At 43.3% G+C, this 26841-nt stretch carries 22 protein-coding genes; 12 read left to right on the plus strand and 10 right to left on the minus strand.

Going from position 1 to position 26841, the window contains the following annotated elements:
- The first annotated feature begins 14 nt into the window (after positions 1-14).
- The gene (locus V5G28_RS30630) at positions 15-467 is read left to right on the plus strand and encodes a YlqD family protein (RefSeq protein ID WP_096565903.1); all 453 of its coding nucleotides are present in this window, start codon (positions 15-17) and stop codon (positions 465-467) included.
- Between the two features lie 160 nt (positions 468-627).
- Here V5G28_RS30630 and V5G28_RS30635 read toward each other — a convergent pair whose 3' ends face one another.
- Positions 628-1149 (minus strand): hypothetical protein, encoded by a 522-nt coding sequence (locus V5G28_RS30635; RefSeq protein WP_096565905.1) that lies wholly within the window; start codon positions 1147-1149, stop codon positions 628-630.
- A gap of 379 nt (positions 1150-1528) precedes the next feature.
- Between V5G28_RS30635 and V5G28_RS30640 the strand changes: the two genes are divergently transcribed.
- Positions 1529-2851 (plus strand): dihydrolipoamide acetyltransferase family protein, encoded by a 1323-nt coding sequence (locus V5G28_RS30640; RefSeq protein WP_332987160.1) that lies wholly within the window; start codon positions 1529-1531, stop codon positions 2849-2851.
- A 287-nt stretch (positions 2852-3138) separates the two neighbouring features.
- Here the strand turns inward: V5G28_RS30640 and V5G28_RS30645 are convergent, their stop codons facing one another.
- From V5G28_RS30645 to V5G28_RS30665, 5 genes are all read right to left on the minus strand, one after another.
- Complete coding sequence (locus tag V5G28_RS30645) at positions 3139-3480, minus strand: hypothetical protein (protein ID WP_336231483.1); 342 nt, start codon at positions 3478-3480, stop codon at positions 3139-3141.
- Complete coding sequence (locus V5G28_RS30650) at positions 3477-3950, minus strand: class I SAM-dependent methyltransferase (protein WP_336231484.1); 474 nt, start codon at positions 3948-3950, stop codon at positions 3477-3479. Before V5G28_RS30650 ends, V5G28_RS30645 begins: the two co-directional genes overlap by 4 nt.
- 160 nt (positions 3951-4110) lie before the next feature.
- Positions 4111-4977 carry a class I SAM-dependent methyltransferase gene (locus tag V5G28_RS30655; protein WP_332987162.1) on the minus strand — a complete coding sequence of 289 codons (867 nt, stop codon included), beginning with the start codon at positions 4975-4977 and terminating at the stop codon, positions 4111-4113.
- A 184-nt stretch (positions 4978-5161) separates the two neighbouring features.
- Positions 5162-6046 (minus strand): AraC family transcriptional regulator, encoded by an 885-nt coding sequence (locus tag V5G28_RS30660; RefSeq protein ID WP_332987163.1) that lies wholly within the window; start codon positions 6044-6046, stop codon positions 5162-5164.
- Between the two features lie 204 nt (positions 6047-6250).
- A complete protein-coding gene (locus V5G28_RS30665; RefSeq protein ID WP_332987164.1) occupies positions 6251-7351 on the minus strand; it encodes an alkene reductase in 1101 nt (366 codons plus the stop codon).
- An 836-nt stretch (positions 7352-8187) separates the two neighbouring features.
- Here V5G28_RS30665 and V5G28_RS30670 point away from each other — a divergent pair.
- The 6 genes from V5G28_RS30670 (at position 8188) to V5G28_RS30695 (ending at position 14247) form a co-directional block, all read left to right on the plus strand.
- Positions 8188-9648, plus strand: a complete 1461-nt coding sequence (locus V5G28_RS30670; RefSeq protein WP_336231485.1) for an RtcB family protein — start codon at positions 8188-8190, stop codon at positions 9646-9648.
- Between the two features lie 144 nt (positions 9649-9792).
- On the plus strand, positions 9793-10320 hold the full coding sequence (locus V5G28_RS30675) for a hypothetical protein (RefSeq protein WP_332987166.1): 528 nt from the start codon (positions 9793-9795) through the stop codon (positions 10318-10320).
- A 25-nt stretch (positions 10321-10345) separates the two neighbouring features.
- Positions 10346-11230, plus strand: a complete 885-nt coding sequence (locus V5G28_RS30680; RefSeq protein WP_332987167.1) for a CobW family GTP-binding protein — start codon at positions 10346-10348, stop codon at positions 11228-11230.
- Positions 11231-11305: 75 nt separating this feature from the next.
- Positions 11306-11737: an archease gene (locus tag V5G28_RS30685; protein WP_332987168.1), complete on the plus strand. Its 432-nt coding sequence runs from the start codon at positions 11306-11308 to the stop codon at positions 11735-11737.
- A 302-nt stretch (positions 11738-12039) separates the two neighbouring features.
- Entirely contained in the window at positions 12040-12627 is a 588-nt protein-coding gene (locus V5G28_RS30690) for a hypothetical protein (RefSeq protein ID WP_332987169.1), read from the plus strand.
- Between the two features lie 84 nt (positions 12628-12711).
- Complete coding sequence (locus tag V5G28_RS30695; RefSeq protein ID WP_332987170.1) at positions 12712-14247, plus strand: ammonium transporter; 1536 nt, start codon at positions 12712-12714, stop codon at positions 14245-14247.
- 896 nt (positions 14248-15143) lie between these two features.
- Here V5G28_RS30695 and V5G28_RS30700 read toward each other — a convergent pair.
- Positions 15144-17057, minus strand: a complete 1914-nt coding sequence (locus V5G28_RS30700) for a transketolase C-terminal domain-containing protein (RefSeq protein WP_332987171.1) — start codon at positions 17055-17057, stop codon at positions 15144-15146.
- An 882-nt stretch (positions 17058-17939) separates the two neighbouring features.
- Between V5G28_RS30700 and V5G28_RS30705 the strand changes: the two genes are divergently transcribed.
- Positions 17940-18176 (plus strand): DUF4347 domain-containing protein, encoded by a 237-nt coding sequence (locus V5G28_RS30705; RefSeq protein WP_096565956.1) that lies wholly within the window; start codon positions 17940-17942, stop codon positions 18174-18176.
- Between the two features lie 484 nt (positions 18177-18660).
- On the plus strand, positions 18661-20682 hold the full coding sequence (locus V5G28_RS30710) for a hypothetical protein (protein WP_332987172.1): 2022 nt from the start codon (positions 18661-18663) through the stop codon (positions 20680-20682).
- Positions 20683-20838: 156 nt separating this feature from the next.
- On the opposite strand, the gene V5G28_RS30715 is transcribed toward V5G28_RS30710, so the two are convergent.
- The 3 genes from V5G28_RS30715 to V5G28_RS30725 all read right to left on the minus strand — a co-directional run bounded on the left by V5G28_RS30715 (position 20839) and on the right by V5G28_RS30725 (position 24614).
- Positions 20839-21666, minus strand: a complete 828-nt coding sequence (locus tag V5G28_RS30715) for a class I SAM-dependent methyltransferase (RefSeq protein ID WP_332987173.1) — start codon at positions 21664-21666, stop codon at positions 20839-20841.
- A 61-nt stretch (positions 21667-21727) separates the two neighbouring features.
- Entirely contained in the window at positions 21728-22285 is a 558-nt protein-coding gene (locus tag V5G28_RS30720) for a GNAT family N-acetyltransferase (protein WP_332987174.1), read from the minus strand.
- Positions 22286-22466: 181 nt separating this feature from the next.
- Positions 22467-24614, minus strand: a complete 2148-nt coding sequence (locus V5G28_RS30725) for an RtcB family protein (protein ID WP_332987175.1) — start codon at positions 24612-24614, stop codon at positions 22467-22469.
- A gap of 568 nt (positions 24615-25182) precedes the next feature.
- On the opposite strand from V5G28_RS30725, the gene V5G28_RS30730 reads away from it, so the two are divergent.
- Together V5G28_RS30730 and V5G28_RS30735 are read left to right on the plus strand one after the other, a co-directional pair.
- Complete coding sequence (locus tag V5G28_RS30730) at positions 25183-26100, plus strand: class I SAM-dependent methyltransferase (RefSeq protein WP_332987176.1); 918 nt, start codon at positions 25183-25185, stop codon at positions 26098-26100.
- Positions 26097-26822, plus strand: a complete 726-nt coding sequence (locus V5G28_RS30735) for an HAD family hydrolase (protein ID WP_332987177.1) — start codon at positions 26097-26099, stop codon at positions 26820-26822. The genes V5G28_RS30730 and V5G28_RS30735 overlap by 4 nt, the downstream gene beginning before the upstream one ends.
- Positions 26823-26841: the final 19 nt, after the last annotated feature.

Below are 26841 nucleotides of genomic sequence, written 5' to 3' on the forward strand. Positions count from 1 at the left end.
AACGTGAAACATTTATGAACCTCTCCAAACCTCAACAACTGCTCCTAAAACGCGGTGTTAACGTCAAAGCGATTGTCACTCCTCTGTGGAAAGAGGAAGTGCAGCAGCAACTGCAAGCTCAAATTAATCAAATTGACCAGCAGTTGCAACAACTAGACAATGAAGGACAGCGAGCGATTTCAGCAATTCAAAAGCAGAGTCTGCAACCACCTGGTCCTCAAACCCTGCAACAAATTGAAAATATCCAAGTTCAAGTTAATCAGAAGAAAAGCGAACTCCTGGAACAGAAAAACCAAAGTCTACAAAACCTCCAGCAAGTACAGCTTCTACAGTTAGATGAGGAAGTCAACCAATTCCAAATGGAAGGCTTTTTCAACGTGGAACCAGGTGATAACTTGATAAGCAAATTACAAGTAGAAGTTGTGCTACGTGATGGTGTTGTAGAAGAAATTCGCGGCGATATTTAAATTTGATTTAAATTTGTCCAAAGTCTAATTGTCCTTGGTTCTTACCAGTGATTCATGACTAGTACAATTTGTTACAAGGCGCAAATGTTAACCACATAAGCTTTTTGTGTCTTTTTAACAGTTGGATGATTTCCCCACCCGCTGCACTAGTGACAAATAACTACTGACAGGTTTGGGTTGGCTGTTTTGTGCTAACGCTACTTCCAGGTATACATTGTACCTGGGAGCCAGCCCAAACAATTTGCCACACACGAGGGGAGTTCACCAAAAGCGATCGCCCAAAGGTTGCGAGTTCCACTCGATATTTAACTGCTTTGAGAGAATTGTTGGCTGGCTCTATTTGCGTAATCGTCACAAATGCTTGATTTGGGAGCGGATAAAATACCTCGACTTTGCGAGTTGCGCTTGAGTCCTCCTCATCAAAGGCATTAAGGGCAAGTTCAGCAGGATCGCTGCCTAAGAGAGGAGAGGTGATTTTTTCTAGAGGTACAGGATTATAATTGGCTCGCTCCGGGTTGACAATCTCCTCTGTTAGGTTCACATCCGAAAACTGCGGCGGTTGTCCATTGCTCGTATCAGAAACCGCTTCAGTCGTTTGACGCTGGGTGATGTAAACACCAGTGGCAGCGGTGGCAAATATACTAACTACCACTATCAGAAACCACTTCAACTTTGGCGACATAAAATTTAACAGTTAATTCAAACAGGCTAAATATCAATTTTGAATTTTAGATTGAGGTAGCGTCCTTCATCTTCTTGCTTTTGAGTGGAATTCAAAATTTGAAAAAGCCGTGATCAGAAATACAAACTTATAGACCTTGTGGTCTTAATATAGTTCCTCGCATCTAGGTAAATTAGGGGTAAGGATGTAGGGGTGTCAGGGTATCAGGAAAAATAAGAATGTCATTTACTATTTTCTTTTCAAAATTTAAAAATTATTCCCCTACATCCTACACCCTTGTTCCTCGATACCCTGCCCCGAAGGGAGCTAGGTCAAGATACAATGCGATCTGACACTAGCTGTAAAAATCCATTAATTCTCGATTCACCAAACCACCCATATGAGCATTTACGAAGTATTTATGCCGGCGCTAAGTTCCACCATGACCGAAGGTAAAATCGTTTCCTGGGTAAAATCACCTGGAGACAAAGTGGAAAAAGGCGAAACAGTGGTGGTTGTCGAGTCAGATAAGGCAGATATGGATGTGGAATCCTTTTATGAAGGATATGTTGCCACAATCCTTGTGCAAGCTGGTGAAACAGCCTCCGTTGGAGCTGCGATCGCCTTGTTAGCAGAAACCGAAGCTGAAATCGAAACTGCGATCCAACAAGCCAATTCTGGAAGTAGTCCTGCAAAACAAGAAGCAACTGCTGCCACTTCTGGAAAAATAGCAGAAACAACCACAGTCGCAACCCCTGCTGCTTCTCAAAATGGAACAAGCCGTACAAATGGGCGGCTTGTAGCTTCACCCCGCGCCCGCAAGTTAGCCAAGGAACTGAAAGTTGATTTGAGTGGCATTTCTGGAAGTGGTCCCTACGGTCGCATCGTCGCCGAAGATGTAGAAGCAGCTGCTGGAAAATCTAGCAAACAACCTGCCACAGTTACCCCTGTCGTATCCACCCAACCAGCACCAACTATTACCCCAGTTGCACCTACACCCACAAAAGTCGCACCAGCACCCGCACCCACGCCAGTCACCACCGCAGTACCGGGTCAAATAGTGCCTTTGACTACCTTGCAAAATGCCGTAGCGCGGAACATGGTAGCCAGCCTTTCCGTGCCTGTCATCCATATAGGATACACAATTACCACAGATGCGCTAGACAAGCTTTATAAACAGATTAAATCTAAAGGCGTGACGATGACAGCGCTACTGGCAAAAGCGGTAGCGGTGACGTTGCAAAAACATCCCCTGCTTAATGCCAGCTACTCAGAACAAGGAATTGTCTACCACTCTAATATTAATGTTGCCGTGGCAGTAGCAATGGATGATGGAGGATTGATTACACCAGTGTTGCAGAATGCAGACAATATGGATATATATTCTCTGTCACGCGATTGGAAGTCCTTAGTTGAGCGCGCCAGAGCCAAAAAGCTGCAACCAGAAGAGTACAACAGTGGCACCTTTACAGTAACGAACTTGGGAATGTTCGGCGTAGATAGATTTGATGCAATTCTACCACCCGGACAAGGTTCTATTTTGGCAATTGGGGCATCACGTCCGCAAGTCGTCGCCACAGCCGACGGTCTATTTGGCGTCAAGCAACAAATGCAGGTAAATATTACCTCTGACCACCGGATTATTTACGGTGCTCATGCGGCAGCGTTCTTGCAAGATTTGGCGAAGTTGATTGAGACAGATGCTCAATCTTTGACAATGTAGATTTCAAAAGACGTTATATATAGCGTCTTTTAGTTGTTTTGTAGAGACGTTGCACAGCAACGTCTCTACATTAGTTTTTGGGCAAGCTCATATCGCATAAACTAAAAATAAACCGCCGCGATCGCCGCACCTTTAAGACAATCCGTTGAGGCAAGTGTCTGTTAAATCATCGGTGTTTATCGGTGTACCCTCCGCGAAGCCGCCTCCTTTGTCTACATGTGTGGTTCCAAATATCTTTAAACCAGACGAGTGCAAGAAGTCTATGAATTTGAACGCTAGGTTTATGCTTACTTCTTAGCCAGCACAAAAAAAGTTGTAATATCCAGCAAAACACCTTGCTCAGTTGCTAAAACTTCAACTTCTTTTGCATATTCAGCCTTAATTTCTTCGATTTTCTCTGTTGATAATTCCAATAATGGATTCTTCGGGTGAAGCCAGCCACCACCCCACCACTTTTTCGCATCATCGACGCTGAGATATTTACCCAACTGTTCAGTTTTCACTTCGATATTTTGAAAGCCAGCTTGTTGTAACAGATTTTGACACCTTTGGGGTGTACCAAGTGGTTCATGAATATTTGGCAGTGAAACTCCATGTTTAGCACAGGCTTTAATAATTATGGGTGTCATAAAAGAAGTTTCCCCCAAGCATGAAAAGCAACAATTCCACCGGGTTTAAGCCAGCGATACCATTTGTAAAAAATTGCCGGGATATCAGTAAATAACACAATTGCTGAAGAACAAAAAATTGCATCAAAGCTATTTTCGTCAAACTTGAAATTTTCTGCATCTGCCTCAAATAATTCGATATTTTTTAATCCTGCTGCTTCTATCTTTTGTTGTGCTTGATTCAAAAAAGCTGACGCTATATCTACGCCGATAACTTTGCCTTCATTCCCCACAATTTCAGCAGCAGCTATGGCGACAATAGCTGTACCAGTGGCGACATCTAATATTTTTTGTCCTTTTTGCAATTGCGCTAATTCGACTAAAGGAATAGCGCGTTTATACGCTAATTCACTACTGTCATAGTCAGTTCTCTTATTGTAGAAATCAGCTACTTGCTGCTTGTATTCGTCGAGATGTGGTTTATCTGCCATTTAAACTATTCTCCTGTTTTATGTTTTTATTTTTTATACTTATTTAGCTTTACAAATTATCTCGTAGTGAGCGCTTAAGCGCTTACTACAAACCTCTAAATCAGCCAACTTCAACAAGCAAGCGCACCAAGGGTTTTCGTTCGTCGGCTTTAACAAAGTGTTAGGCTACGCTTTCACCACTGTTTAAGGTTTCGGTTTCTGGTTTTCGACCCAGGATATACCAAGTAGTGAGTTCATCCCACACTCCTTGTTCGGTTTGGAGTGCCTCTAATTTTGCCTCAAATTCAGCTTTAGCTTTTACTAACTGCTCTGACGAAAGCTTTGAGGAGAGATTTCGATATTTTGCAAGGGGTGGACGAGAAATTCCTTCCCATGTTGCTTTTGCCTGTTCTAAATTAATGTAGTTACCATGCTGCTCAGTCTTGATTTCTATCACTTCAAAGCCAGCGTCCACGAATAGACTTTGACACATTTCAAGTGTGCCGATTCGATTACTAGCCTCTAGCAAAACACCATACTTTTCAAAGACCTCTCGCAAAACAACGTATCCGACATATGCAGTATCGGCAGGTGTATGAATGCCAATGACCCCACCAGGTTTGAGAAATAAATGCCAAATCCGCAATGTGGCTTCTTTGTCCTCTATCCAAGGAAATGTATTTGCACACAAAATTTGGTCAAAACTATTGGCAGAAAAATTGAGCGATTCAGCATCGGCTAGTAGAAACTCAACATTCCTTAAACCTAATGCTTCAACCTTACATCTGGCCAACTCCAACATTCCACTAGAAATATCCACACCAATAACTCGACCACCATCTCCAACGATTCGAGCTGCTTCAATTGCAAGGTGACCTGTACCCGTTCTAATATCCAAAATATGCTGTCCAGAACTGACGTGGGAATATTCAAGGAGATGTTGACAAATTCGCAAATGCCACTCGCTATCATCATAAGTTTGGCTTCTGCGGTTGTATAAATCTGCTATTCCCTGTTTGTAATCATTTAAGTCAAGTTGTTTGGTCATTAGGGTTTCTCTCACCAAGAGTCGTTAGTTCATCGCTAGCCTGAGGATAAATTGCCAGTGAGGCTGCTGTCTTCTGAAAACTTGCGCTCTTTGATGTTGAAATCTTGCAAAGTAGCAAAATTACAGTTCGTAATAACCGCTCTTTGCCCTTACTACAAACTATCTTCAGTTTTAGAAAGCCGACTTACAACATTTCTCTGTATGCCTTAGGTGTCATTCCTACCAGCTTGCGAAACAAAGCTGTAAAATTGCTTTGGCTAGAACAGCCAACACGAAGGGCAATTTCAACAATAGGTAACTGAGTATAAGTGAGTAAAAATTTGGCACGCTCGATGCGACATTGAATTATATATTGATGTGGAGTCAGCCCCATTAAGCGTTTGAACCAACGACAGAATGAATAGGAACTCATGTCCACCAGCACAGCCAATTCTGGCAGACTTAGATCCAGTGCTAGGTTGTCATGAATATAATCAATTACCTGTCGCAATTGTCGCTCAGAAAGATTAACCTCAGGTGGAATGAGTTGCGGTGATACAGAATAGGTTTTGAGGAGATGAGCAGCAACAGCTGTAGCAACGGATTCTCCGTAAAGTTTCCCAGATGGGCATCCAGCTTCCAGTTCCGCTTTCAGCGCCATTCCTAAGTGAAAAATTTGCGGGTCGCTTACTCCCCGGTGTGGTATGAGTTCAACATCAACCACATTGTCTGCTACTCTCTTAAATAGACTGGAATTGACAGACACCAAAAGAAATTCGACATCCTGATACCAACGAGCTTGTGTCTGAAAGCCTTTTGGAGTGATACCAATTTCACCTCTCCTCATCTGTGCGCTGTGTAACCGTCCGCCTGCTAGTCGCCAGTCAATTTGATATTCATTACCAAGCATGATACTGATGCTGTGCTGCTGCAAGCAAAGCTCTGGAGACTCAGCGGGTGGTAAATGATGATATTCAACCACAATGCCGTCCCAGTTTGTTCTGGTACTAGAGAAAATTGGGGGCTTGCAGGTTATCGCAACAAGTTTTCCGCTTGCCAGATTAATGGCTGAGAGTCGTTCAGATTTCATGCTACTTTTTGACTTTGCAGCTACTACAAAAAAATGCTCGCATCACACAAAGCACAAAAGCCCAGCTTTTTTGTATTCCTAGTAACAAAAGGTAACTGGGCTTTTGTTGCTAATGGCTCATTGCTAATTGCTGTATCGCCATGAGCCATAAGCTATTAGCAACTAAGAGAGGGCTTTGTCGATTCAGCTTGAACTACTTAGGATTCAGGCGTAAGTCGGAAAATCGGTGTAGCCTTCTTTGTCAAAAGAATACCAGATACTTGGATCGGGTGGTGGATTTAGAGGCCAGCCATTGGTAAAACGCTCAACTAAATCAGGATTGCTAATTATCGGTCGCCCAAAGGCAATCAAATCAGCACTACCATCCTTGATTGCGGCTTCAGCGGTTTCTTGTGTATAGCCACAGTTACCGATGAGCGAACCTGTAAACACAGAGCGAAGTTCAGCCAACGTCATCGGCTCTCCCAACTCGTGAAAGCCAAATCCTAGTCCATCTAGTATATGCAAGTAAGTTAGACCGTAAGCATTCAACTGCTGGGCGACATAAAGAAACGTTTCCCGGAAATCTGGTGAACCCATGTCATTATAATTGCCATTTGGAGACAGCCTCACTCCTATTCGGTTAGCAGGCCATACAGTTAAGATAGCCTCCACAATTTCTTTGAGAAAACGATAGCGATTCTCAAGGCTACCACCATATTGGTCTGTCCGATGGTTGGTCTTAGATTGCAGAAACTGATCGATTAAATAGCCGTTAGCTGCATGAATTTCCACTCCATCAAAACCAGCATCTTTTGCGCGCTGGGCTGCGCGACGATAATCCTCCACCACTAGAGGGATCTCGTTCGTCTCTAAGGCTCGGGGAGTTTCGTAGGGTTGTTTGCCAATCGGAGTGTGAATGTAATCTCCATTCAGCTTCACAGCAGAAGCGGAAACTGGCAGTTGACCATTTTCCTGAAAACTACTGTGAGAAGCTCGCCCCATGTGCCAAAGCTGTAGAAAAAACGGCGTTCCTTTACTATGCACTGCATCCACAACTTGCTTCCAGGCTTGGGCTTGTTCGTCTGAATAAATACCAGGGCTATTTACCCAACCATTAGCCTGTTTCGAGATTACGGTAGCTTCCGCAATCATCAAACCAACTGTTGCCCGTTGAGCGTAATACTCCGCCATCAGGGCGTTGGGCATACGCTCGTTACCTGCGCGAGCTCGAGTCAGGGGAGCCATTACGACTCTGTTTTTGAGAATCAACCCTCCCAAATCAAAAGGGCTAAGCAGGGCTGTAGATAGCGTTTGAGTAGTCATTTATTTGTGATCTCCAAAAGTGAACTTTGGACAAAAAGAGCAGATCCAGAAAAAGCAATAGACAAGAGTCCTCCAGAAAAGTTTATCTTGCGCTCTTTTTCTTTTTTAGATTACCAGCCGTATCAAAACGAGCAGAAATTCTAGCTGTATCGCTTTTCTGCCAAAACCTGGTTGAACGCTACATCAAAATGGCAGTCAGTTGCACAATTGATTTAAAAGTGAAAGCTAATTGACAAACCCTGTCGCTTCAACTTTTCCTGCTTTTTTATGGACTTTTGCAATTACAGCGCTTTTCAAGTAAATAAACCACGGGGTAGGGGCTGTTCTGTGCCCATACGTGTCAACTTAAGCTAAAACCCTGTCTTTAAAATCTCGTTTCCAGGTTCCACCTGGAAATGCCCTTGAAGCGGCTAGTAACGCTCTTAGGCAGGCAGAGCCTGCCAAGGCTGCATTCCCAGCCTCAGGCTGGGAACGAGGCAATCTCTTAAAGCTTGTTCTATACTGGTTTTGACCTTAAGTTGACACCTATGGGCAGTGCCGTGCCCCTACGAAAATCTGTGGTTCAATTAACTGAAAATAGCTGTAATTCTGAGTTTTGGGTTTTCTTCGTTGTAACAAGGTGATTGCCACTCAGATAAGTCTGCCACAAATGATTTGCATTTCACACAAAGCACAAAGACCCAGCTTTTTTGTATTCCGAGTGACAGGCTGACTTAAGTTGAGGCATCTCCTTTAGGCAGAGGTTGAGACAAAGCAGTAAGGTTATGCTCAAATCTATATCGAACAGTGTATGGGCGGAAGTACCCAGCAAAATAGCTAGGAACTGGGGTATTAAAATGGCTATTAAAGAATTTTTAAACAAAATCTCTGACACAATCTGGGAAGTGCCGATTTCCTACAAACAAGGGATGCGCGTTTCCGCCCGGATCTATGCCACAGAAAAGTTAATTGAGGACTTGGACGAAGCCGTATATGACCAAGTGACCAACATAGCGACACTTCCAGGGGTAACTAAGTATGCGTTATGTATGCCAGACGGACACTTTGGTTATGGTTTTCCCATCGGTGGTGTGGCGGCGATGGATGTGGAGCAAGGGGGAGTCATTTCTCCTGGCGGTATCGGTTTCGATATTAATTGCGGTATGCGCTTGTTGGTCACCAACCTGACTTACGATGAAGTGAAACCAGATATCAAAAAGCTTGTAGACAAGCTTTATCAAAGGGTTCCCGCCGGGGTGGGAAGCACTGGTTTTGTGAAGCTTTCACGGAATGATTTTCGCGAAGTGGCTGAGCAAGGCGCACAATGGTGTATCCGCAATGGCTACGGTTGGGAAGAAGATCTAGCACTGATGGAAGAAAACGGATGTATTAAAGGTGCTGATTCCTCCAAAATCAGTGAAAAGGCAATTGATAGAGGTTTCAACCAAATCGGTACTTTGGGGTCTGGTAACCATTATCTAGAAATTCAAGTTGCTCGACCGGAAAACATTTTTGATAAGGAATTAGCCGCGAGTATGGGAATTACCATGCCAAATCAGGTGGTGGTGATGTTCCACTGCGGTAGTCGAGGATTTGGTCATCAAGTCGCAACTGACTATCTGCAGGTCTTTTTGAAAGTCATGGAAAGCAAGTACGGCATCAAAATTCTGGACAGAGAATTAGCCTGTGCGCCTTTTAACTCTCCTGAAGGTCAGGCATATTTTGCGGGGATGAAGTGCGGTATCAATATGTCTTTTGCCAATCGTCAAGTCATCCTGCACCGCGTTCGGGAGGTGTTTTCGGAAATTTTTGGATACTCGGCAGAGGAATTGGGTATGCACATGGTTTATGATGTCGCCCATAATACCGCGAAATTAGAGCGTCATATTATAGATGGCAAAGAGCGATCGCTCCTCGTCCACCGTAAAGGTGCAACTCGCGCTTTTGGTCCTGGGATGCAAGATGTTCCAGAACGGTACAAGGATATTGGTCAGCCAGTGATTATCGGTGGCAGTATGGAAACTGGGTCTTATTTGTTAGTGGGTGTACCCACCGGCGACCAGACTTTCTTCAGCACTGCTCATGGTAGCGGACGCACAATGAGTCGGGCGAAAGCACGAAAAACCTATCGTGGCGAAACACTCAAGAAGGATATGGAAAAGCGGGGCATTTATGTCCGCAGCAACTCTTACCAAGGACTGGCGGAGGAAGCCGGTGGAGCATATAAGAATGTAGATGATGTTATCGAAGCGGCTGAGTTAGCTGGGATTAGCAAACGGGTGGTACGCTTAACCCCGATTGGGAATATTAAGGGATAGGTTATGCTAAGTACATGATTCCATAAGTTCATAGCGAAAACTTGAACAAAGACTCTGTGTACCTTTGCGTTTACCGAGAGCGTTCCTCTGCGTTTAAAAACGTTACGAATTAATGAAATGCTGTACTAAGCAAGGAGGTTCTGCTTGAACACTAAGGTATCATTCTGGCTTATTCCCTCGGCAGAACACAAAGCATTTTTCCAAAAAATTATAGATACTCTTGCACAAGAGTATGACGCTCCAAGTTTCACCCCTCATGTCACTATCTACTCTGGTGAATACGCCCTTGATGAATCTCCTTCTGAACTTATAGAAAAGGCAACACAGGGAGTTGAAAGTTTTAGTTTAAAAGTCGATAAGCTCCTATATACAGAGGAATTTACTAAGACTTTATTCGTACAATTTCACCAGAATCCGATTCTTAGTAAGATATCAGAAACCATACGTTGCAGTTCACAAAAGCAATCTAACTTTGCTCTTAATCCCCACTTGAGCTTAATTTACAAACATTTAAGTGAGGAAATAAAGAAAAATGTAATAACTTCGATTCGTCTGCCAAAATCTGAAGTGTTTTTTGATGAAGTTCAAGCTATTGCGACTTCGGAGGAAGTACAAAACCGAGATGATGTTGAAAGCTGGACAGTCATTTGTACAAGGAAACTTCAATCTTAGAACAAAAATAGAGAACAAATAAGTTATGGCAGTACGCACACCACTTACAGTGATTACAGGACCGTTGGGAAGCGGCAAAACAACGCTGCTGCGTCACATCCTCGAAACTGTCCCCAAAAAAATCGCGATTTTGATGAACGAATTTGGCGAAATAGCGATTGATGCCAAAATCATTCAAGGCAAAAATGTCGAGATGGCGGATCTGGGTGGCGGTTGCGTGTGTTGTTCCCTACTGGGCGAGTTTGAAGCCGCTGTCAATGAAATCATTGATACAGTTGATCCAGACCAGATGGTAGTAGAAACAACCGGAGTCGCAGAACCCGATGCACTGGTTTTTGATATTCAAGAGAGTTTAGAAAGAGTGCGGCTGGATGGGGTAGTTACAGTTGTTGACGCTGATGCAATGGTGAAATATCCGTCTGTAGGTCATACAACTCGGATACAAATTGAAGCAGCAGATACTATCCTGCTAAACAAGGTTGATTTAGTTTCTGAAAGCGAGTTGCAAGCAATAGAAAAAAAGTTAAATTCCATTAACCAAATTGCTTCAATTTTACATACTGTGCGGGGTCAGGTAGATCCAGATTTGTTGTTTGGTATCGGTCGCGATCGCCTGCAACCACCACCGCACCACGTTCACCAACCGGAATTTGATTCGTTTAGCTACACAACTTCTGCTACTTTGAATCGTCAATGTTTTGCGGAATTTGCTGATACTTTGGAAATAGACGTTTATCGAGCAAAAGGATTTGTCCGCTTTCCCGAAGGTATTTATCTATTTAATTTTGTGGCTGGTCGTTGGGAATTGGAACCATTTGAACAAGACGCGACGCAACTGGTTTTTATTGGTAAACAGTTGAGCGAAAGAAAAGCAGAAATTCTCGGTCGTTTAAACAAGTGTGAGCAGTAGATCCCCCCAACCCCCCTTAAAAAGGAGGGCTATGAGATCACAGATATGTAGATTTACTTAAAAAAAATGTTATTTATGTCATATGAATTTTTGGAAGATGTTGCCACTGCCGATATTGCCTTTCGCGCTTGGGGAAAGGATTTACAGGAAGTTTTCAAAGCGGCGGGTGATGCAACAATTAACACTATGATTGAAGATTTGGACTCGATAGAACTTAAGGAAACGCGCACCTTTAGTTTAGAAGATGACCAATTAGACCTTTTGCTGTTCAATTTTCTTCAAGAACTGGTCTACTACAAAGATAGCGAACTCCTGCTGCTGCGATCGCAACAAATTGAGTTTGAACAGAAAGATGGTAAACACCAGCTAAGCGCTGTACTCCAAGGAGAAACGCTGGATCGCGATCGCCACCAACAACGAGTAGATGTCAAAGCTGTAACATTACACCTTTTCCAATTAGAAAAAAGCAATGACGGTTGGACAGCGATGGTCATTCTTGATATTTAATCAGTATCAGAGCTGCACAACTCTCTTTTGTAAAGTTTCTTTGCCCAAAGGGAGTAAAAACTTTAAAGTGTCAGTGTTTTAGCGGATACCCTTCCTATAATATCCGGATTCAAATATAAAGCTTATGTAAAGAGCGTGGAAATACCTAAGAAACTGTTAAATTTAGCAATACTAGTTTTGTTGATTTAAAGCGAAAACTAGATCAAGCAGGGAGCATTAAGCAAAAACTTAACACTTGACAGTGCTGTTCTTGGGCACTGTTGGCTTCTTAGGAGGAGTGAAACAAAACCAGGATTTTTACCATGCTCTTTTTTACCGCAGAGGATCTAGAAAATCAAGGTGTTTTCTGCAAGGAAGCATCACAAATTATCTTTAAAAATAAAATTTTGACTAGATTTATAGATTTTTCCACACAAAATCGCCGAAGAGCCATCAAATTTTGTCAAGAATTTCTTGAAGAACAACTTTTCTGTTTGATCGTAGAAAATCAGTCATATCTGACGGTTTGGGTGGAGAAGAAAGAAGTGAGGTTCACAGGCGAAACTGGAATCGCAATAAATTATGTGCAGCCAGTGTCTCATAGTCTTTCATCTCAAGCTAAAGATAAACCTGAGGAAGCTGAAATCTCAATAAATCGTGTGCAGTCTGTGTCTACTAGTCTTTCATCTCAAGCCCAAGATAAAGCTGATGTTCAAACAGAGTTGAAGTTTAGAGACTCTGTTTATCCCGAACGCTCTACCCCAGATTTATCTCCAAATAATGAAAAAGATTCCGATTCAAATCCAATAAAAGAACGGGGTGAGTTTGACATACCTTTATCTCAGTCACCTACCGAAGACAAAACATCTACTAAAAAACCAACTAAGAGATATCGAGGGGTTTCTTACTAAAAAGTTTCAGGATTATCTGGATTAAACCTTGTATTAAGCTATAGCGGGAGGATGTATTTGTCCCCACAAAAAATCTCTATTTCCATGCCTAGGAAGAAGTTCAAGAAATCAAAGCATAAGAAAAGCCGACTCTGGGCAAATTGGTTAACCTGCTTAGCCTTTGTCGCTATGATTCTGCTGATGTGGAGCTACGCCGCAGTTGCGGTTTCCCCAAGCCTAGAGCAGCGTCTAGAGGTATTAGAGAAAGGTCAACAGAGCATTCGAGTAGTTGCAGATACCGTTTGGGTGATATTTACAGGTACTCTAGTGTTCTTTATGAATGCTGGTTTTGCCATGCTAGAAACAGGTTTCTGTCGCCAAAAGAATGCGGTCAATCTGTTATCCAAAAACCTGATAGTCTTTGCGCTTTCTACAGTAGCTTTTTGGGCAATTGGTTTTGGAATCATGTTTGGCGATGGAAATGGGTTGTATGGACGCAACGGGTTTTTCTTAAGTCCATTAGACAACAGCCCCACAATAGGGGTTGACTACAGAGGAGTTTACACGTCCCTGAGTTCGGCAGGCATACCCCTCCAGGCAAAGTTTTTCTTTCAATTAGTCTTTGCGGGAATCGCAGCCACCATTGTTTCTGGCGCTGTTGCTGAACGCATCAAGTATGGGGCATTTCTCATTTTCAGTCTTTTATTTGTAAGCCTTTCTTATAGCGTCACGGGTCACTGGATCTGGGGAAAGGGTTGGCTATCAAATCTAAATTTTTGGGATTTTGCTGGTTCAACCGTAGTTCACTCGGTAGGCGGGTGGGCTGGTTTGATGGGGACTTTGTTGCTAGGAGCACGCTTGGGCAAATACCAAGACGACGGTAAGCTTGGCAGACAAAGGCTCAGTTATTCCCCCCAAAACCGTAGCGTTTTTGGTAAAAAAATTGTTGCAATACCAGGGCATAATCTCAGCCTCTCTACTCTAGGTGCTTTGATTCTTTGGCTCGGCTGGTTTGGCTTTAACTGTGGCTCGACGCTGGCTGCTGACCCCCCAGCCATTAGTCATATTCTTCTGACAACTAATATGGCAGCGGCAACGGGCGGATTAGCAGCTACCATAACTTCTTGGCTATATTTTGGGAAACCCGACCTTTCATTCCTGATCAATGGAATCCTTGCAGGCGCGGTATCGATTACAGCCTCCTGTGCCTTCGTCAGCATGGCTCATGCAACCATCATTGGTACGGTTGCTGGGGTCATTGTTGTTTTTTCAGCCGTTCTTTTAGACAGGCTAGAAATCGATGATCCAGTGGGTGCTATTTCAGTTCACTTGATCTGTGGTATTTGGGGAACATTTGCAGTCGGGCTATTCAGTGTAGGACCTAATATTTATCCTTGGTATGGTGAAAATAATGGTCCTGCGAAGGGGTTGTTTCTGGGAGGTGGTTTCTCTCAAATCTTTGCTCAAGTTATCGGTATTGTGTCAGTGGGTGTTTTCACGGCTCTATTTAGTCTATTTGCTTGGTCAATGATTAAGCTCACGATAGGTCTAAGAGTCTCACAACACGAGGAGATCGAAGGTCTTGACCTTAGTGAACATAGTATGTCTGCCTACGAATACGAAATCACCGAGAAGGAATAATTTCAACGTTTGAGCGCGATTAGCTCTCGTCCCTTTCAATAGATTACTTGCAAAAGTCATGATTAATGGATATTTAGAACTACAGATAAACACAGATGGACACAGATAAATTATCGGTGTTCATCTGTGTCCATCTGTGGTTTCATTTTCATAAATTTGATTTTTGCAAGAGGTCTATTGATAAGAAAAATCTTGCAATAGGCGATCGCTCTTTGCGTGTCCGCAGGACTAGTAGTTCACCTTTATTAATTATGATAGTTGTATAAGTTCGTAGTAAGGACTTTAGTCCTAAACTCTTTGAGCGATGGCAGCACTCAGTACGAAGCCTTCAAAACAAATGCCATAGACCAGTAGCTATGGTCATCTTTGATATCTAAAGCATATCTAGATCGAACTCTGTCCAAACAGCAGCGTGGTCAGATGCTGCTGTTGAACGGTCTTTTACTGTTGGGAAGGACTGTTCTCGTCCATTTGTCAATCGAGAAAGAGTAAATAATCAATTTGATCTAGCTGCTTACCAAAGGATTGCTCATACTATGAAAGCTTACAATGAATGACGTTAAATAACTAACATAAATGTATAGCAACAGCCAAGGTGCGTACGACGCTAACAGATGATAAAACCTAGACACAAAAAGACTTTTCACCCAGTCCCCAGTAAAGAGTCCCTTGTCCCCTGCTATATAGCGGTTCTCGTTTGAATGAAGTACAAAATTATCTGTGTCCATCTGTGTCCATCTGTGGTTTATATTTCTTGGTGTATTGCACTCAATTGAGAACCGCTATATCTATTTGACAGAAAAATTAGATTAATTTCATTTTCTACAAAAATCCTCGCCCATGAGCGACCATGGACGAGAAGCTTCAAATTACCACAAACTACCAACGATATGCGGTTAACCAACCAGTTCCTTCACCTTGTTGATGATGCCTTCAGGGTCGATTCCCTGATGGGGGAACTGTTCCCATAAACCGCCACTACCTTCTCTATGAGTGCCGAGGTGGGCGAACTTTGGTGTTAGTCCGCGCTCAAGCAACCAAGTCCCAAAACGGCTACCCAGCCCTGTACGGCGGTTAAATGATTCAACGACCAATACAAAGGGCGCTTTACCAACTTTCGCGAGCGTTTCTTCGTCAATAACGTTGAGTGTAGACTTATTGATTAAGCCGACGTCAATCCCTTGCTGTTTAAGACGTTCTACTGCATCCAGTGCGCGGTATAATCCTTCACCAAAGCTGACGATGTAACCAGCAGTGCCTTCACGCACGACTTCATCTTTGCCAGGAGTAAAGGTATAACCTTCGCCGTAGAGGTTCTTTCCATTGACATCAACAATGTTTGGAGTCTTGGAACGGGTGGAGAAAATAAACCGTAGTCCTGGATCAAAGAAAACTGCTTCAACACAAGCTTTCATTTGAGCGGCGTCTGCGGGGAAGTACAAGCGCGTTTCGTAGCCGTCATCTAAGCCGTTGTCGGCAAACATATTGTTTATACCGAAGTGACAGGTATTATCCGCCATGTCATCTACGCCAGAGTGAGAGAAGTGACACAGGACGTTGGAGTAGTTCAGCCGCGCCATCGTGATTTCCGAAATGCACATCTCCAAGAAGGCGCTGAAGGTGCCGAAGATGCCCTGCTTGCCTTTTTCCATGCCAAATCCGGCAGCCGCAGAGAAATTACCTCTCTCCATAATGCCAGAACTAATGAAGATTTCTGGATAGGCGTCGTGAATCTTCTTCAGTCCGCAAGAGCCTTCGAGGTCACTATCGATACATATTACCTTTTCCTTGCGCTCTGTTTCACTCATGCGGCTGAGGACGGATACCACCGCATCACCAAACACGTTGCGGTTAGAATCCCATTTGTCACCGGAACCTGTGAAGGTGTAGCTGTGCTTGGGCTTTTGAATGCTCTTGAGATATCTGACGGCATCGGTGAGTCCACGCTTTTCCAAGTAGGCGATCGCCTTGTCCACTGGGATAACATCATGACCATGCGTTGAACCTTCTATGCCTTCAATCCCTACAGCCATTTTCCGCTTGTTAACCAAGGCGACGGGTCCATCAGTCGTCACTGCTTGACTTATGCGACGATACAAATCATCCAAGTCCTCGCCATCTCCCTCATTGACATTCAGCCCGTGACCAGAGAGTGTTTTGGCAACGCTGAAACCTGGCAGATAATCAGAAGGATGTCCGGCGATCGTAACATCATTATCATCGATAATCAGCTTCACATTCAGATTCTTGGCAACCGCCAAACGTGCTGCTTCTGCATCATTACCTTCCTGCTGCGAACCATCAGATCCAAGGCAGATAACTACCTTATTCGGATTTGCCAGCGCCACACCATTAATGTACGGCCATACATGTCCCAACCGTCCAGAACTGAACTTCACTCCGGGCGTCAGTCCGAGTTCAGGGTGTCCAGGCAGTTTTGCACCAGCTTCGCGGTAATGGACAAGACTTTCAGCAGACAACTCACCGTGCAAGACAGCCATGAGGTATTGCGTGGCAACGCGGTGTCCGGCTTCATCAAAGAAAATCGGCACGAATTTATCTGGTGCGCCCCGGAAAAATGCATCGAGAATGACGACCTCTGGCACTGTGTCGTAAGCACCACCCGTGTGACCGCCCAGACCTTTGGCAGCACCTGTAGCGGTGAAGAAAACGATCGCATCGCGGCACAACTGAATGTTAGCTTTGAGTGTCTCCCGCTGTTCATTCGTGAGGTTCGGATTGGTAGGGTCTAGTGCCAGTGGCTTGTATGCACCAAGGTTAATAGAAAAGCTAGCTGTAGCAATAGTCATGGCTGATATTCCTGTATGTAAATCATTAACACGGGAGAGAACCGTCCTCTTTGACGGTACACTGCAACGGGAATCTATATTGTTATGGTGGATTGCAATCAACTCACCGGACGTTTATTTTCTTACCCAGTTTTCCAAGAGAGTTTTTATCCTCACATCCTTATTTGCATCAGAAGTGTAGCCATTGTTAGCCGTCTTTAGACAGCTTGGAATGGCATGAAACGCTGCACTTTCGACTCTATTGAATGGCAACGATTATAGATAAGTATAAATGCTTATGGTAAGAATGAGCAAGATAAATCTTGAAGATTAAGACATTTGTGCTGTTGAACACAGCAGTAAGGGTGCTGCTTGTGCTGATTAAGAAACGCTTTGTTGCTTATGATTCAATTCCATGCGAGTGTAATATCAAATGTGGCATCCGAGGAAAGGACGAGAAACTCAAAGTTTCCCTTGTTTGCTTAATGTCCCCTTTACCAAGTCCATACCTTAAGTCCAAACTACAGTCAATCAGGTTAAATGACTGATTTTAAGAAGTTATTATAAAGATTTTACGAAATCATATAAAAGCTTCATGAAGTTTGGAACAAATTGATCTTATAGTAGAAAAAGATGCAAATAATATTAAAGGTGCACAACGACTCCAATGATTAGAGCTTTTAAGGCTTCATGTGAGTCAGACTAAAAGATGTTTTTTGACAGTGTCAGGTGAGAAGTTAAAAAACTTGCTTGCCCAGAGTAAATCGACTGAATAGCGGGTATCTACCGCCAGCCAAAGCTTAAAAAGCTTTTTAATAGCTGGAATTCTAACGCCATGTAAAGACGCTTACTGTTGCTTCGTCAAGTGTCTCTACAGCTAACCCGTAATCACAAGAATTTACTATGTACAACCAAAAGTTTCGGGCTTTCACTAGCATTAGCCCAGTTTTCATTGATTCTCAACTAGCAGAGATCGCTTTCGTGAGTAAAGGCGTTACACCAAAAGCCAAGGTGATTGTCCTCGACACTACAGAGAACAAAAACGCACAAATTACCAAAGTCTTTAACCCACATCTCAATATCTCTAGGGTCCCTATCTCCCACCAACAATCGGAAAGTCTGCAATTAGGGACAACCTAACCAGGGCAAACAAAACCTAAATAAAAACCACACTGCCTCTTAACAAGAGTAGGTAAGAGCATCAAATAGAAATGCTAATACCGAGCTTTATGGTGGCTTTGGCTATGCTAAGGGCGACTAGAGCCGCCTTTGGGCAACAATTGGCACGAGCCAACTAGTACTCCACCAGACAAACTTTGCGGGTTTGTAGTGAGCGATTTATCGCTCAAAGGCGCACTTCTTCGTGCTTACTACGTACCCCTCAGGCTTTGCCTTGGCGGACTACTACAACTGAGACCGCAACTATCTGTGATCACATAATCGGCACGGATCTATATGTGCAATTCATATGAGCATGACGTGATAGGCATGGTCAGAAGCTTGTTGCCCATCGGTACTTCATCGAGCGTGATAGCTACCTACTTTATCTATCTTTAGACCACTTTGTTGGTCATAGTTCATAAGTTATTGGTCAAGACAAACAACAAACAAGGATTGATTCAACATGGCTACTATTACCGTTTCCTCTACTGCCGACAATGGAGCCGGTTCTCTTAGAGATGCGATCGCTCAGGCAAAATCAGGTGATACCATTCAATTTGGCTCAAACCTTGCCAAGCAAACCATTACCCTGACTTCAGGTCAACTCACAGTTAACAAAGACCTGACAATTGATGGTGCAGGTGCTAGTGGTTTAACAATTAGTGGCAATAATGCGAGCCGGATTTTTGATGTACCACAAGGTGGCTCCACTTTTACTTTGCGAAATTTGACGCTTGCGAATGGAAAAGCCAGTGGTGATTGGGAAAATGGTGCTGGAGGTGCAATTCGGACAGTTAGTAGTGATAAGCTCACCACTCTTAATGTAGAGAACAGCAAATTTGTGAATAACAGCGCTTCCGGCGCAGGAGGAGGCGCAATTTGGGGAGGCTTTAACACCGCTAACACCATCACTGGCAGTGTATTTGAGGGGAACGACAGTACTGCTGGTAGAAGCGAACGTGGTGGTGGTGCGATCGCTGTCAACACTAACAGTACTCTGACCGTGAAAAATAGTGACTTCACGAATAACAAGGGAACGAATGGCGGTGCAATCAACACTGTATTGAGCAAACTCACAGTAGAAGACTCTACTTTCCGCAATAATGACTCAACCGCCGGAGGTCCGATAGGTCCTCACACCATAGGTTATGGTGGTGCGATCTATACTGATGGAGCAAATGCCTCTGGACCAAATTACGATTATGGTCCAGTCGGAGGCACAATTACCATCCGCAATAGCGAATTTGAGGGTAACAAAGCCGCGGGACAAGGGGGAGGACTGTTTCTGTATGCTTATCCGCCAGACAAAGTGATTGTTGAAAATTCCAAAATTAGCAAAAATGAGGTCATTCAGGACTCTCGAGGCGATTCACTCGGCGGCGGTTTGCGAATTGGTAATGGTGAGTTTACCGTCAACAACACCACCTTCAGCGAGAATCGAGCACTCCAGCAAGGTGGTGGTTTATGGGTAGGAGAACAAGCGCCAGGTACCATTAGCAAAAGTACATTCACTGGTAATCGAGCCGAGAGTGCTGACGGCAAAGGTGGTCAGGGTGGAGGAATCACTTTAGCCAATTACTCCAATCCCGTCACTATTGATGGTACGACTGTTGCTGACAACTACGCTGGTTTTCAAGGTGGAGGTATTTCCGGAGGTGGCTCATCCACCACTGTCAAAGACTCAACCTTCGCAAATAACGTTGGAGGTAGCCCTTGGAAGATCAAGAACCAAGTTACTGATCAACTCAGCGATGGTGGGGGAAATACCCAATGGCCAGCCAAAAACGCGAATGATCCCACTGACCTGAATGTCACAGCATCTATTAATATTGCAGAACCCAAGGGCGGTGGTTCGCAAAATATTGTCCCAAGAGCAGCCAATTCTGTAGGTATTGATAACAATGACCCCACCCTTGGTACGGGGAATAACCTCAGCCCAGCAGTTGTTAGTGACAATACCTTAAGCAACACAACTTCTGTTGTAGACACCACAGGTAACAGCTCCAACGCTACGTTGAGTAGTATCTTTCCTGTCAATACCATAGGTAACAGCGACAATGGTAACAAGACCCCTGTAGATATTAGTGGAAATCCTACGAACGCTGATTCAGATGGTGGTCTTACCCCAGTCCTTAGCGGTAGCGATAGCCAGCTGTGTGGCAATATCACTATGGACGATAATCTCTACAACAGTTTTAAGGAACAAATCACACAAGGCAAGGGGCTTGACGGGTTCACACTAAATCCTGGTCAAATTTCTGAATTGAATCGTAATTTCAACTCTGGAAAAGACTACACCGGCATCAGCTTGTTAGATGCTCTAAATCCAGCTCAATCGTCAACTAACAAGCCAGGCGGTGATAGTTGGAATCTCGACAACACTCAGCGTCAGTCACTGGCGAACTTGCAAGGAACCAACACTTCGACGCTTGTGAGTAACCCCCAATCTGGCTCTGGGCAACTTTACCCAGTTCAAACCCTGTAAGCGTGTTGGGTATTGGGTGAATCATCTTGTGTATGATGATTAGCACCCAATACTGACAGGTACTACAGATAGCTAATCTCATCACTTGCGAGCGTTTTCGGATTCTTCAGGTTTGACAGAAGTCTGGTTTTGTCAAACCTGATTTCTAAAATACTCTCACTTGTAAGCTAATACAAAAAATATCGGAGCATCACACCAAACGCCTTGTTTTGTCATGGGTAACGCCTGAATTTCTGATATATATTCAGCCTTGCATTGCTCTAACTGATTTGGTGAAAGTTGCAATACTTGATAGCCAAAAACATTTTTGGAGTTCATTTTCCATAACTCCTCAGCAGTTTGAGCATCAGGAGTGAAATACCAACCAAACTGCTCTTGTGTCACTTCAATATTTTTAAAACCCGCCTCTTGTAACACGTTGTGGCATCTCTCAACTGTACCAAGTGGTTCATTTGGGTTGGAAACTTTTACACCATATCTTTGAGCAACTTCACGAAATAAAACTGACGGAGGAAAAGCTGTTTCTGCCCAAGCATTAAACGCCAAAATTCCACTAGCTTTGAGAAAGCGATGCCATTGCCGCAAAGCGGTGGGAATATCAGTTAAATAACAGATTGCCAAAGAGCATAAGATAACATCAAAACTATTAGCAGTAAAAGTTAATTTCTCTGCATCTGCTTCTTGAAAATTAACATTTTTCAAACCCTCCGTCGCCAGTTTCTGTTTTGCATAACTAAGCATTCCTGAGGAAATATCCACACCGATGACTTTACCTGCATCGCCAACTATTTTGGCAGCATTAAGAGCGACTATACCTGTACCTGTTGCAATATCTAAAATTGTTTGTCCACTTTGGAGTTTTGCAAATTCAATCAGGCGATCGCCAATAGGAGTATAAAACCTGCCTTGGTCGTAATGAGTTCGGGAATTGAAGTCAGTTAGTAATTGCTGTTTATACTTTTTTATATCTACTTCTTGTAGCATTGGAACAATTTCCCAAATTCTTTTTCTGTCTAACTGCTATGTCACTCCTGAAAGCTGATTTTTATAACTGATAATCTTTTTTCAACAAAGAAAATATTCTCAAGTCATGAAATTGACCCTTCCAGTAACCATATTCTCTAAGAATACCTTCCTCTAGAAATCCTAATTTTTGCAACAACTTAACAGATGCTGTGTTTTCCAGCATCACCATCGCCTCAATTCGATTCAATGCGATCGCTTGAAATCCAAACTCAATGACAGCCCCGAGTGCTTCTGTCATAATACCTTGTCGCCAATGGGCTTTTGCAAGCTCATAGCCAAGTTCTGCCAAAAAAGGATTCTTGTAGCGATAACCGCAAGAGCCAATGATGACATTATCGTTTTTTCTAGCTATTCCCCAACGAATTCCCTGTTTACTTTGGAAACGTTCTGACCTACGATGAATCAAACCTTTCACTTGTTCGATACTTGTAGGAGGTTCTAGATCGTGATATTTAGTTACGTCTTCATTAGCAAAAACCTGAAAAATGGCTTCTGCATCAGATAAACTGGTTGCCCTCAATATGAGATTTTTGGTTTCTAGTTGTGGAAATTCGCACTTTGCACTATCAGACATCATCCTGCATTTTGCTCCTGGTTAAAATGGCGATCGCGAAGCGGGCGCTCTGCGCAATCGCCTTTTTTTATGTCAATGATTTACGATAAATCATTACTTTCCCTTAGAATCCTTGCTTACAAAAATTGGTATGAAGCTTCATGAACAAGATTTATGACTCATCATTCAAGCTTCATACCAATTTTCAACCTTTTACACACACAACTTGCTTCAAAGTTGCTACAACTTCGACTAAATCCGCTTGATTGTCCATAACTTCTTCTATCGGTTTGTAAGCGCTTGGAATTTCATCCAAAACGCCTGTATCTTTACGGCACTCTACGCCTTTTGTTTGCTCAATCAAATCATCTAATGTGTAGACATTTTTTGCCTTTGCACGAGACAGTAAACGTCCTGCACCGTGCGAACAACTGCAAAAACTATTGGCAGAACCTTTACCCTTAACAATGTAGGATTTAGCCCCCATTGAACCGGGAATAATGCCATAATCTTCTTCTGTTGCGCGGACTGCACCTTTACGAGTGACGTAGACATCCTCGCCAAAATGCACTTCTTTTTCAGCGTAATTGTGATGGCAATTCACCTCTAATAAAGGCTTAGTTGCTTTACCACCTGCCAAATGCTTTTCGACAATGCGCTGGAAACGCGCCATCATCACCTCACGGTTGAAACGCGCATAATTCTGCGCCCATTGCAAATCGTGCCAGTATGCCTGGAATTCTGGCGTACCAGCGACAAAATGAGCCAAATTAGGATCAGGCAATTTATTACCCGCCATTTTTGCTAATTCTTTAGCCGTGTTAATGTGGCACTGTGCTAATTTATTGCCGATGTTGCGCGAACCAGAATGCAGCATCAGCCAAACTTGGTTCTCTGTATCGAGGCAAACCTCAATGAAGTGATTTCCTCCGCCGAGAGAACCCATTTGCTTCATCGCTTTAGCTTGTAAATCTTGCACCCCTGGATGCAAGTCTTTGAAATCACGCCACCGTTGCCAGTTGGTAGCACTTTTTTCAACGTCTTTATTTTCGTTAAAACCTGTAGGAATTGCTGCTTCAATATCCACGCGGATTTTCTTGAGCTTACCTTCTAGTTGATCACCATTAAATGGTGTTTTAATAGCGCACATCCCGCAATTGTGAACGAAGACACCAGCTTTTAAGGCGAAGTTGTGATACTCCGGTACTGTTAGACAATAAACATCTTGTGTATAGTTCACAGACAGCACAGCTGTAACTTTGTGATTGCACTGGTGTTCTTTCCTTCGGTGGTTGTGTAGCCCAATTGGAGTTTTGACCTCTGCACCACAAATATCACAGGTGTAGTATCTATTTGCAATTTCCTTGGATTTTGCTCTACCTTTTTCACTTTGGTTGTAAGCTCTCAAGTATTGCTTACCACGTTCGCCATTGTCAGCAACTGATTGTCTAAAATGTTCTGGTTCTTGCTGCATATATTGAAGAATATTTTGAGTCCCTCGAACTGCGTAGTACTCATATCCTTCTTGTGTTTGAGCTTTTCTTTTAAGTGCAGTTACTCGCTTTTGTTCAAACTCTGGCGATTGCCAGTGTTGATTACGTTCAACCAAGCTGCGATGATAGGCAGAATGGTCGCAGTTGCCCATGAACTCGAGGTTCTGGGGACTATTGTCAGATTCATTAAAGTTCCGATGATGAATGACCGTTCTCTGCCCTTCAAATTTGGGAACCTTACCTAATAAGCCCGATCTAGCAATGATCCAGTGTGCTTTTTGCCATTTACCTGAGTAGGGTTGAGCAATTAAGGTATAGCCATCTTTATCAACTTTAGAGTAGAAGGGCATGAGGGATGTCTCTGGCTGAAGATGCTGAGCTTCCTTATATGTTCCATTCCGCAACATGAATTGGTGATCTGGAGTGCAAATAATCTCTTCACCATTATCCAGAATCACTTTTACCAGGGAAGCATTACGTCTAGTCAACCTAGCAGTTGCTTTAGCTGCTACGATTCTTCCAGTTGAGGTGCAGGCATAGACAATAAACTCTTCATCCCGATGAGCGAGTTCTTGTATGGGATAAGACTGACCATCAACTAGTGGGATAAGGGTATCGCCCACAAAGCAACCGATATCCACGCCGACAGCAGCGGGAATAATTGCTTCTTTTGTTGCAATCACAGACCCCACTAAGGCACCTTTACCTAAGTGAACATCTGGCATCAAAGCTACGTGTTTAAAAACAAATGGCAGTGATGCGACATTCTTTGCCATCTTGGTTTCTTCTGAGCCCAAGGAGTGATTCGCCCAAGACAGAACGGGCGATGGTGTTGAAATTTTTAACTCTTCGTAGGGCATATTTTTTTGTATTTTAGATTTGACTCGTCTGAATCGAGTTTTTACATCAGGTAGTTACAACAATCTCAATCTTGTATAGCAATCCGGTTTTATTTTTGAAAAAATTTAAGTATTTGTAGGGTGGGCAATGCTCACCAAAACCTAGATATAACCCAGATATACTGGGCATTGCCCAACGCCAGATGCTTCAAGCCGGGAAACCCTTTCGCCAGTCGCCTGGCTGTCGGGAAACCCTCCTGCAGCGCTGGCTCACCAACGCACTGGCTCTCCTACGTGTATTTCAAAAATAAAATAGGAATCTTGTATAGTCTTTCATTTTATTTACGACTTCCTTACTAATGGATGTATACCTATATCGTGTGTAATGCCCACCAGAACCAGATAAGGGTGGGCATCACCTATTGCTACTCCCAGCAGGTAGCAATAAATGTATTACACTTGTAGCATATAAAAACTATTAATGTCCACTCTTTCGCTAGATGAGGCGTGCTAGTTTGAAGAGATATATTAAAATTTGTAAATAAAATCACACTACCTTAAAAAACCCAATAAACTCAAATACAATCCTATGGCAGTTCGTCAAGATACAATCTGGGAACGTTTTCTATCGCCTGTAATGCGTTTGCTTATCGATGAAGAGGCGTTGCGGCGGTACGCCGAGAGTGTTGACTGGGAAACAGAAAGCAGCCGCTTTCGACGTGGTGATGTGGCAATTCCGGCATACTACAGCAGCCAAAACTTTCATGGAATTGAGCGTGGATATCTCAATTCTGGTGCGGCGGTTACTTACGATCCGATTACCCAATATGTTCTCGCGCCTAATGAAACTATAGTACGTCAGGCTTTAATTGATGCTGTCAAAGTACAGCCGCGACGAATTCTTGACTTGGGTTGTGGTACAGGTTCCACAACTTTGATGTTAAAGCAGGCTTTTCCCCAAGCAGAAGTCGTCGGTTTGGACTTATCGCCTTATATGTTGGTACGTGCTTCCCATAAAGCTGAAAGTGCTGGTTTAGACATTGTCTGGCGACATGGGAATGCAGAGAAGACAAGTTTCAGTAATGCTTCTTTTGACTTGGTAACAGCTTCTTTGTTATTCCACGAAACACCAACAGCCGTATCTCAGGCAATTTTGCGGGAATGTTTCCGGTTGTTGGTAACGGGTGGACAAGTGTTGATTTTGGATGGGAATCAAAAGACCTTGCGTCAGTTAGACTGGTTAAATAATGTTTTTGAGGAGCCGTATATTCACGAATATACTGCTGGAAGTGTGGATGCGTGGATGGGTGCAGCAGGATTTGAAGCGGTGCAAACCCAAGATGTATGGTGGATAAATCAAGTTACGAGTGGGGTGAAACCAATTCTATCTGAAGATGCTAGCGTTCAAACAAATGTAGGGCGTTACACTCCTGCACAGGTAGACAACAAAGTGGATAATGAAGATTTGCAGGGCTTTCCATCACCAGCTTTTGACACAACAGCATGAGTTTAAAGGCAGTTTTCTTTGATTTTAATGGTGTCATCATTAATGATGAGCCACTCCACGAGCGACTGATAGAGCAACTTCTGCTTGAGGAAAACCTCACCCTCAAGCCTGGTGAGTATCACAAAGTGTGCTTGGGACGTAGCGATCGCTCTTGTTTGTCTGAGTTGCTTGCTAGTCGTGGTCGTGTTGTTAATGATACCTATTTAACTCAGTTGCTTCATCGCAAAGCAGAAGGGTATGCTCTGGAACTGGAAAAAATCGAAAAACTGCCTTTGTATCCTGGCTTAGATGATTTGTTATCTCAAGTGCGTTCTTGCAATTTGAAACTAGGAATCGTCAGTGATGCCATCGGCAAAGAAATAGAAGTGGTACTTGATCGCACTCAACTGGCTGAATACTTTCAAGTTGTTGTCGCGGGTGATGACATTACCACCAGTAAACCAGAACCAGATGGTTATTTGCTTGCTGTGGAACGTCTAAACCAGAAATATCCTGATTTAAATCTTCAACCACATGAGTGTCTAGCAATTGAAGATACTCCTGCTGGTATCCAAGCCGCAAAAAAAGCGGGTATGCAAGTGGTTGGTGTCGCGAATACTTATCCATTCCATATGCTTCAACGCTGCTGCAACTGGACAGTGGATGATCTCACTGACTTGGAACTCGAACGGGTACAGGAAGTTTTTTCTCAAAAAGAATTGCAACGTACTACAGGTGAATGATACTATAATAAGTTGGGTG

The sequence above is a fragment of the Scytonema sp. PRP1 genome (assembly GCF_036697665.2).
Lineage (GTDB): Bacteria > Cyanobacteriota > Cyanobacteriia > Cyanobacteriales > Nostocaceae > Kalymmatonema > Kalymmatonema gypsitolerans.